General features: G+C 74.2%; 1 protein-coding gene. It reads left to right on the forward strand.

Going from position 1 to position 1,157, the window contains the following annotated elements:
• Nucleotides 1-197: 197 nt before the first annotated feature.
• The coding region (locus KS423_RS45905) for a YihY/virulence factor BrkB family protein (protein WP_224285577.1) at nucleotides 198-1,157 on the forward strand (960 nt) is incomplete at its 3' end.

Below are 1,157 nucleotides of genomic sequence, written 5' to 3' on the forward strand. Positions count from 1 at the left end.
CGCCGCGCACTGCGCCCGGCTGCGGCCGGCCGGCTACCGGCCGCCGGCCGGCGTGGACGGCGTGCGCACCGAGCTGCTCAGCCAAGGCCGCTACGGCGCGTACCAGGCGGTCCGAGCCCTCGCCAAGGCCCGTCGACTCGTCAAGCGGTAGGCACGGCCTGACGCCCGTTCGGGGGACATCCCGGTATAACCGGTGAGTGGACTTCCTGACCCGACTGCCGGTCGTCGGCCCGCTCGTGGCCCGGGTGCTGCGCAGCCGCCCGTACCGGGTGTACGAGTACTTCTCCGCCGCCCGGGGCAACCGGCTGGCCGGTGCCGTCACCTTCTTCGGCTTCCTCGCCCTCTTCCCGCTGCTCACGGTGGGCCTGGCGGTCGCCGCCGCGACGCTGAGCGACAGCCAGGTGCACGACCTGCAGGAGCACATCGCCGACCAGCTGCCGGGGTTCTCGGACGCGCTCAACCTGCCCGCCCTGGTGTCCAACGCGGGCACCGTCGGGCTGGTCGGCATGGCGCTGCTGCTGCTCTCCGGCCTCGGTTGGGTGGACACCATGCGCACCTCGATCCGGGACCTGTGGCAGCTGCCCCACGAGGAGGGCAACCCGGTGCTGCGCAAGGCCTGGGACGTGGCGGTGCTGGCCGGCCTCGGCCTGGTGTCGCTGTTCTCGCTGGCCGCCTCCGCCGCCGGGACCACGCTCGCCGGCCGGACCGCCGAGGCGATCGGCCTGGGCAACGGCTACCTGCTGACCGCGGTCGGTGTGCTGATCGCCATAGCGTGCGACATGCTGCTCTTCGCCTACCTGCTGGCGCCCTTCCCCGGGATCACCGACCAGCGCCGCCGGGACCTCGTGCGGGGCGCGCTGATCGGCGCGGTCGGCTTCGAGCTGCTGAAGCTCCTGCTCGCCTCCTACCTGGGCTCGGTCGCCGGACGGAGCCTGTACGGGGCGTTCGCGACGCCGGTGGCGCTGCTGCTGTGGATCAACTTCGTCTCCCGGCTGCTGATGTACTGCGTCGCCTGGACGGCGACGGCCGACCCGGTGGCCGCCCGGGAGCGGACCAGGGTGCACGGTCGGGCGCTGCTGGAGGCGGCCGACAAGGCGGAGGCGGCGGACGCCGCGGCGCAGGCGGCCGTGGCGGAGCGGGCCGCCCGGGCCGAGGAG

Source organism: Streptomyces sp. LS1784, assembly GCF_020103755.1.
Classification (GTDB): Bacteria; Actinomycetota; Actinomycetes; order Streptomycetales; family Streptomycetaceae; genus Kitasatospora.